The following is a 7,300-nucleotide window of genomic DNA, read 5'->3' as shown; positions in this document are numbered from 1 at the left end:
TTCGTCACGAGCGGCGTGCGCCTCGGCTCGCCCGCGATGACCACGCGCGGCTTCGGCACGAAGGAAGCGGAGATCGTCGGCAACCTGATCGCCGATGTGCTCGAAAGCCCGGAAGACGCGGGCAACCTCGAACGCGTTCGTCAGCAGGTCGCGGAATTGACGAAGCGCTTCCCCGTGTACGGCTGATCTGAACCGGTTATAGGCGTGATCGGCGGGCTTCGCTGTCTTCGTGCAGCGAAGCCCGCTTTCGCTTGACATCGACGTCTAGTTTATTGGACACTCCGTCCACTATGCTAGATACCGCCGAGCCTTCCGCTGAAGCCGACATCAACCAGCGCATCGCGGATCGCGTCCGCGAGTTGCGTGCCGCGCGCGGCTACACGCTGGACGCGCTCGCGGCGCGCTGCGGCGTGAGCCGCTCGATGATCTCGATGATCGAGCGCGGCGCGGCCAGCCCGACCGCCGTCGTGCTCGACAAGCTCGCGGCGGGCCTGGGCGTATCGCTCGCGAGCCTTTTCGGCGGGGAAGCGGAAGGCGCGCCCGCGCAACCGCTCGCGCGGCGCCGCCAGCAATTGAAATGGCGCGATCCCGAATCCGGCTATACGCGCCGCAATCTATCGCCTGCGGGCTGGCCGTCGCCGTTTCAGCTCGTCGAAGTGGACTTTCCGCCGGGCGCGCGCGTCGCGTATGAAACCGGCGGACGCGAATCGAACATGCACCAGCAAGTCTGGGTGATGAGCGGACGCATCGACATCGTGATCGGCGACGAGCTTCACGCGCTTCAGCAAGGCGACTGCCTCGCGATGCGCCTCGACCGCCCGCTCATCTTCAGCAACCCGGCTTCGAAAGCGGCGCGCTACATTCTCGCCATCGGCGACGCGTCCGCGACCTGATTCATCTTCAGCCCTGAACGGATATCGAATGAACACCACCGATCCGCACGACGACGTGCGCCTCATCGATTGCAACGAGGCCGAACACGCGTCGGCCATCCTCGAGATACTGAACGAAGCCATCGTCAACTCGACCGCGCTGTACGACTACGTGCCGCGCCCAGCCGAAGCCATGTCGATGTGGTTCGCCGCGAAACGCGCGGGCGGGTTTCCGGTTGTCGGCGCCGTCGATGCGTCGGGCAAGCTCATGGGCTTTGCGAGCTGGGGCACGTTCCGCGCGTTTCCCGCCTACAAGTACACCGTGGAGCACAGCGTCTATGTGCATCGCGATTGCCGTGGCCTCGGGCTCGGCGAGCGGCTGCTGCGCGAACTGATCCGGCGCGCGCGCGAAGCACAAGTGCATGTGCTCGTCGGCTGCGTCGATGCGACGAATGCGGGCAGCATCCGCCTGCATACGCGGCTCGGCTTCACGCATTCGGGAACGATCACCGAAGCCGGGTTCAAATTCGGCCGCTGGCTGGATGCGGCGTTCTATCAGCTCAAGCTCGAAACGCCCGTCGCGCCGGTCGACGGCTGACGCATAACATCAAGTAATGGAACGCGGAAAATAAAGCGCGTTGACGGTGTTTATGGGCGATCCAATACTTCGCTCATCGCCAACGCACTCTTTTTCGCGCCATGAATTCAGTCGACAGATTTTTTGCTCCCGCGGTCGATCTCGACGATCGCCTCGCCGATGTCGTCACCTGGGAACATGGCGGCAAGCTATGGCCGAGCGGCGAGCAACAGACGCTGACGTGCTGCCGCGTCGTCGACGAAACGCACGATATCAAGAGCTTCGAATTCCGCACCGCCGACGGCCTGCCCGTGCGGTTCGAACCGGGCCAGTTCATGACGGTGTCGGCGAAGGTGCAAGGGCAATCGGTCGAGCGTTGCTACACGATCTCCTCCGCACCGACGCGCCCGTTTTTGCTCTCGATAACGGTGAAGCGCGTGCCGGGCGGAACGATGTCCAACTGGCTGCACGACAACATGAAGCCCGGCAGCGAACTGCGTGCATACGGTCCTTCCGGCGCTTTCACGCCGAGCGTCGCGCCCGCGAGGAAATCGCTGTTTCTGTCGGCGGGATCGGGCGTCACGCCGCTCATGTCGATGACGCGCGCGAGCATCGACCTTGGGCTGGATCGCGACATCGTGTTCATCCACAGCGCGCGTACGCCTGCGGATATCGTGTTCCGCGATGAACTCGCGCGATTCGCGAAGCTCTCGCCGCGCCTGCGCGTGTTCTTCGTGTGCGAAGGCATCGGCGACGAGACGCAGTGGCAAGGTCCGATCGGCCGTCTCAGCCTGCAATTGCTGTCGCAATGGGCGCCCGACTATCTGGAGCGCGAGGTCTTCACGTGCGGCCCGGCCGGCTACATGAGCGCGGTGCGGACGTTGCTTCGCGAAGGCGGTCACGATCCGGCGCGCTATCACCAGGAAAGCTTCGATATCGGTGCGGGCGTCGCGCCCGCGCCTTCGCCGAACGAAGCCGGCGTTGCGCAGGAAACCTTCACCGTGAAGCTGTCGCGCTCGTCGAAATCGTTCACGATGAACGCATCGCAAACGGTGCTGTCGGCGGCGAAGAAGGCGGGCGTCGCGGTGGCGTCATCGTGCAGTCAGGGCATATGCGGGACGTGCAAGACCAAGGTGCTCGAAGGCACCGTCGACATGAATCACAACGGCGGCATTCGCGAAAGGGAAGTCCAGAAGGGATTTCGCCTGTTGTGCTGCAGCCGTCCGACTTCGGACCTCGTACTGGAACTGTGAGGAGACGCGCACATGGCGGTCGAAGACCCGGTGCGGACGATGCGCGATGTCAGAACCTATCGGCTCGCGCGCGTGCTTGCGCAATTGAAGCGACACGAATGTCCCGCGATCCTGCTGTACGACCCCGTCAATATCCGCTATGCGACGGACACGTCCAACATGCAGATATGGACCGCGCGCAATCCGTCGCGCTACATCATGGTGTTCGCGGATGGCCGCATCGTCGCGTGGGAGTTTCATAGCTGCGAGCACGTTTGGGACGGCATCGAGTTGAACGTCGAAATGCGCGGCGCGGTGAGCTGGATTTATTTCAGCGCGGGCCACGAAGCGGAAAGCCGCGCCGAAGTGTGGGCGAACGAAATCGTCGATGTGTTTCGCGCGCACGCGCGCGGCGACAGCCGGCTCGCGGTCGACCGGCTCGATCCGATCGGCTCGGCGCTGCTCGTCAATCGCGGCCTTACCTTGCTCGACGGTCAGGCGATGATGGAAGACGCCCGCGCGATCAAGTCGGCGGGCGAACTCGTGCTGATCGGCGAATCGCTGCGCGCGTGCGAGGCCGGTATCGAACGGATGCGTCGCGAGCTTCGGCCCGGCATGACCGAGCAGGAGCTATGGGCGCATCTTCACTTCGAGAACATCCGTCACGGCGGCGAATGGATCGAGACGCGACTGCTCGCGTCCGGCGAGCGCACCAATCCGTGGATGCGCGAATGTTCGTCGCGCGTGCTGCAAAACGGCGAACTGCTTGCCTTCGATACCGACATGGTCGGCCCGCACGGCTACTGCTCCGACATTTCGCGCACCTGGACGGTGGGCGACACGCGTCCATCCGACGAGCAACGCAAGCTGTACGAACTGGCTTATTCTCAGGTGCATTTCAACATGGACCTGCTGCGTCCGGGCATGACCTATCGCGAGTTCTCCGAGAAGGCGTGGAAGATTCCCGCGCCGTACGTGAAGAACCGGTATAGCTGCATCGCGCATGGCATCGGCATGGTCGATGAAGCGCCGGCCATCGCCCATCAGGTCGATTGGGACAGCGCGGGCTATGACGGCGTCTTCGAAACGGGGATGACGCTGTGCATCGAAAGCTATATCGGCGCGGAAGGCGGATGTCAGGGCGTGAAACTGGAGGAACAAGTGGTGCTTACGGAGCACGGCTGCGTGCCGCTCACGGCATGCAGCTTCGAGACCGACTGGTTGTGACGGAGAGCGCTTCATGAATCGTCGTGCGCAGAACGTGGCGGCTTACATCGCCATCGCGGAGAAGCTGTTTCAATCGGAGAAGCTGCCGGAAGCGGGACGTCGCGTCGCGGCGCGCGTGTTCGAGCGATTGCGGACGCCATCCGACGATGGCGCGCGGCATCGCACGCGCTATCCCGCATGCGAATGGCTCGACGCGACGCTCGCGCCTTTCATCGACGATGACACCGGCTTCGGCACCGCCGCGCGCGCGATCAAGGCGCTCGAACCCGATCTCGGCTGGTCGCGCCGATCATCGGGCGTGAACGGTAGCGACGGCTATATCGATGCACACGTGCACGGCATGATCTGCGGTCCCGGCGGCGCGGAGAGCCGTTATGACGTGCAACTGGGCTTTTCGCTGATGCTGCCGCATACGCGTTATCCGGATCACAGTCATCCGCCCGAGGAAGCTTATGTGCTGTTCACGCCGGGCGAGTTTCGGCAGAACGGCGGAGAATGGCGCGATCCGGGCATCGGCGGCGGGATTCATAACGTGCGGAATAATCCGCACGCGATGCGGTCGGGTGATGTGCCGTTTTTCGCGATCTGGTGTCTGTTGACGAGGGAGGGGGATTAGGCGGCTTTCGAAGCCCCGCCCAGCGGGGCTTCGCTCACCTCACTTCCCCGGCGTCAACACAACCCTGAACCGCGCCTTGCCGCTCATCATCCGTTCATACGCCTCGCCCGCGCGCGACAGCGGATATTCCTCGATCATCGGCTTCACGCCCGACAGCGCGCTGAACGCGAGCGTTTCCTGCGAGTCCGCCGCCGTGCCCGACGGCCAGCCCTGCACCGAGTTGCGCCCCATGATGAACTGCGTGATCGGCACCTCGACCGGCTCTTCCGATATCCCGACCATGATGAGCTTGCCGTTCAGCCCCAGCCCGCCGATGGTCGCGCTCATCGCCTTGCCGCTCGTCGCCGTCGCGAGTATCACGCGCGCGCCGCCGAGCGCCTTGAGCGCGTCGGCCACGTTCTGCGATTCGCTGTCGATGTAATGATGCGCGCCGAGTTGCTTCGCGAGCGGCGCCTTGTCCTGTCCGCGCGCGATGGCCACCGTCTGGAAGCCCATCTTGCGCGCGAACTGCACGCCCAGATGACCGAGCCCGCCGATGCCGAGCACCGCGACGACATCGCCCGCGCGCGCGCCGCTGTTGCGCAGCGCATTGAACGTGGTGATGCCCGCGCAAAGAAGCGGCGCGGCATCGACGTCGGAGAGATCGTCGGGCATACGCGCGAGCGCTTCCTGCGGCGCCACCATGTATTCCGCGTAGCCGCCGTCATAGCTGATGCCCGGCACCAGCGCGCGCTGGCAAAGCACGAAGTCGCCGTGCCGGCAATGCTCGCAATGGCCGCAATGCCCGCCGTGCCAGCCCACGCCGACGCGCTGACCCTTTTCCCATCCTTCGACGTCCGCGCCGAGCTTCTCGATCACGCCTGCGATCTCGTGTCCCGGCACGCGCGGAAACTGCAGACCCGGCCAGAGTCCTTCGACGGTCAGCGAATCGCTGTGGCAGATCCCGCACGCCTGCACCTTGATGAGCACGTGTCCGGCGGGCGGTTCCGGCACATCGCGCTCGACAACTTCCAGCGGACCATTCGCTTTCGTTACCTGCACTGCCTGCATCGTTGGCATCGCTTGCTCCTTGTCATGGAGAAACACGCGCGGCGCACCTCGCGCGCCGCAATCGGATGAGACGGCCCGGTCAATTGCACTCCCGAGCGCATCGTCGAGCAACGTCGGAGATTGCGATTGTGACAGGGTTCCGCCAGATGCATCGGCCGCGCGTCCATGCGCGCGCTGACCGCGATGCGCCGCCTTTACGCCGAACGCAGCGGACGGAAGCCCGCGCGAACTTCATCCGTGAAGGCTTGCGGCTGCTCCCATGCCGCGAAATGCCCGCCTTTCGCCAGACGGTTATAGTGGATCAGCTTCGGATACGCCTTCTCCGTCCAGCTTTGCGGCGCGGCATAGATCTCGTCCGGAAACACGCTCACCGCCACCGGAATCGCAACATGCTTCGGCGCGAAGAAGTTGAGCTTGTTTTCCCAGTACAGCCGCGCCGATGAAACGCCCGTGTTCGTCAGCCAATAAAGCGTGATGTTGTCGAGGATGTCGTCGCGCGTGAGACCCTCCGCCTGTCCGTCGAACACACGCGCGATAAGCGCCTGGCTCGCCGCGTCGTGATCGATCATCCATGCCGCGAGACCGATCGGCGAATCCTCGATGCCATACAGCGTCTGCGGCCGATTCGCCATTTCCTGCGCGTAGCCGAGGCCGTGTTTGTAGAAGTAATCGAGTTGATCGGACGCGTGCTTTTCATCGCCGGCCAAACCCGCGGGCGCGGGATTGCCGTACTTCAGCGCGTTGGCGATATCGTCCGGCACCGTCGCCGGCATGTTCGTGTGCATGCCGATCAGTTCCGGCGGCGCGATAAGCGCCATCTGCTCGGTCACCGCGTTGCCCCAGTCGCCGCCCTGCGCGACATAGCGCGTGTAGCCGAGCCGCTGCATCAGCGCGATCCATGCGCGCGCGATGCGCTGCGGGTCCCAGCCGGTCGTCGTCGGCTTGCCGGAAAATCCGTAGCCGGGCAGCGACGGAATCACGACATCGAACGCATCCGATGCATTGCCGCCATGCGCGGTCGGATTCGTCAGCGGATCGATGATCTTCAGTTGCTCGATGATCGAGCCGGGCCAGCCGTGCGTGACGATCATCGGCAACGCGTTCGCATGTTTCGAGCGAACGTGGATGAAGTGGATGTCGAGTCCGTCGATCTCGGTGACGAAGTTCGGCACCGCGTTGATCCGCGCTTCGACCTTGCGCCAGTCGTAAGCGGTCGACCAATGGCGCGCGAGTTGCTGCATCGTCGCGAGTTGCACGCCTTGCGAGGCATCGGCGACGGTTTCGCGTTCGGGCCAGCGCGTCGACTGCACGCGCCGCTTCAGATCGGCGAGTTGCGCATCCGTTGCGTGGACGCGAAGCGGGCGAATCGCGGTCTTGTCGCCGCTCTTCACTTGCACGATGTCCGCCGTGCTCTGGATCGAATCGGCGAATGCGACGCGGCTCAATGCGCTCGCCGCGATGCTCGCCGCCGCGACGCCGATGAAATGACGGCGCGAAGCCGTCCGGAGAGGAAGATCGTTCGACATGACAAGCTCCTGAATGCGTGTGCGAGGAGGAGCGATGTGTGCCGCAACGAATCAGAATCACTGAACCGCACTTGCAGGCCGCCGTTCGGCAAGCCTGGGATCGTCACCGCCTCGATGCGCCGCGAAGGGGTTTTCGCAGCAGGTGACGCGATTATGTGCATGTGCACACTCGACGTAAATGCAGCCGGGGTTACAACAGA

The 7,300-nt window shown here is 64.0% G+C and carries 7 protein-coding genes and 1 pseudogene; 6 read left to right on the top strand and 2 right to left on the bottom strand.

What is annotated here, in order from left to right:
* The 6 genes and pseudogenes from glyA to NCS03_RS28895 all read left to right on the top strand — a co-directional run.
* Positions 1 to 186: pseudogene (gene glyA, locus NCS03_RS28920) on the top strand (serine hydroxymethyltransferase); the annotation flags it as partial.
* 104 nt (positions 187 to 290) lie between these two features.
* Positions 291 to 893 (top strand): helix-turn-helix domain-containing protein, encoded by a 603-nt coding sequence (locus NCS03_RS28915; protein ID WP_250530326.1) that lies wholly within the window; start codon positions 291 to 293, stop codon positions 891 to 893.
* 28 nt (positions 894 to 921) lie between these two features.
* Positions 922 to 1,470, top strand: coding sequence for a GNAT family N-acetyltransferase (locus NCS03_RS28910; protein WP_250530325.1), 549 nt, complete (start codon positions 922 to 924; stop codon positions 1,468 to 1,470).
* A 101-nt stretch (positions 1,471 to 1,571) separates the two neighbouring features.
* Positions 1,572 to 2,702 carry an FAD-binding oxidoreductase gene (locus NCS03_RS28905; protein ID WP_250530324.1) on the top strand — a complete coding sequence of 377 codons (1,131 nt, stop codon included), beginning with the start codon at positions 1,572 to 1,574 and terminating at the stop codon, positions 2,700 to 2,702.
* A gap of 12 nt (positions 2,703 to 2,714) precedes the next feature.
* Entirely contained in the window at positions 2,715 to 3,908 is a 1,194-nt protein-coding gene (locus NCS03_RS28900) for a M24 family metallopeptidase (protein WP_250437557.1), read from the top strand.
* Between the two features lie 13 nt (positions 3,909 to 3,921).
* Positions 3,922 to 4,524, top strand: a complete 603-nt coding sequence (locus NCS03_RS28895) for a dimethylsulfoniopropionate lyase (RefSeq protein WP_250530323.1) — start codon at positions 3,922 to 3,924, stop codon at positions 4,522 to 4,524.
* 39 nt (positions 4,525 to 4,563) lie between these two features.
* On the opposite strand, the gene NCS03_RS28890 is transcribed toward NCS03_RS28895, so the two are convergent.
* Together NCS03_RS28890 and NCS03_RS28885 are read right to left on the bottom strand one after the other, a co-directional pair.
* Positions 4,564 to 5,583, bottom strand: a complete 1,020-nt coding sequence (locus tag NCS03_RS28890) for an alcohol dehydrogenase (RefSeq protein WP_008346234.1) — start codon at positions 5,581 to 5,583, stop codon at positions 4,564 to 4,566.
* Between the two features lie 185 nt (positions 5,584 to 5,768).
* Positions 5,769 to 7,100 carry an epoxide hydrolase family protein gene (locus NCS03_RS28885; protein ID WP_250530322.1) on the bottom strand — a complete coding sequence of 444 codons (1,332 nt, stop codon included), beginning with the start codon at positions 7,098 to 7,100 and terminating at the stop codon, positions 5,769 to 5,771.
* Between the last annotated feature and the right edge of the window lie 200 nt (positions 7,101 to 7,300).

The sequence above is a fragment of the Caballeronia sp. ATUFL_F1_KS4A genome, from assembly GCF_023630905.1.
Taxonomy (GTDB): domain Bacteria; phylum Pseudomonadota; class Gammaproteobacteria; order Burkholderiales; family Burkholderiaceae; genus Caballeronia; species Caballeronia zhejiangensis.
The sequence above is the reverse complement of the archived record's forward strand: the minus strand, read 5'-3'. Positions and strand labels throughout refer to the sequence as shown.

Bases quoted from the DNA above. Each gene is read 5' to 3' on its own strand.
- NCS03_RS28885 (WP_250530322.1), bottom strand. From the start codon at position 7,100: ATGTCGAACGATCTTCCTCTCCGGACGGCTTCGCGCCGTCATTTCATC.
- NCS03_RS28915 (WP_250530326.1), top strand. From the start codon at position 291: ATGCTAGATACCGCCGAGCCTTCCGCTGAAGCCGACATCAACCAGCGC.
- NCS03_RS28905 (WP_250530324.1), top strand. From the start codon at position 1,572: ATGAATTCAGTCGACAGATTTTTTGCTCCCGCGGTCGATCTCGACGAT.
- NCS03_RS28890 (WP_008346234.1), bottom strand. From the start codon at position 5,583: ATGCCAACGATGCAGGCAGTGCAGGTAACGAAAGCGAATGGTCCGCTG.
- NCS03_RS28910 (WP_250530325.1), top strand. From the start codon at position 922: ATGAACACCACCGATCCGCACGACGACGTGCGCCTCATCGATTGCAAC.
- NCS03_RS28900 (WP_250437557.1), top strand. From the start codon at position 2,715: ATGGCGGTCGAAGACCCGGTGCGGACGATGCGCGATGTCAGAACCTAT.
- NCS03_RS28895 (WP_250530323.1), top strand. From the start codon at position 3,922: ATGAATCGTCGTGCGCAGAACGTGGCGGCTTACATCGCCATCGCGGAG.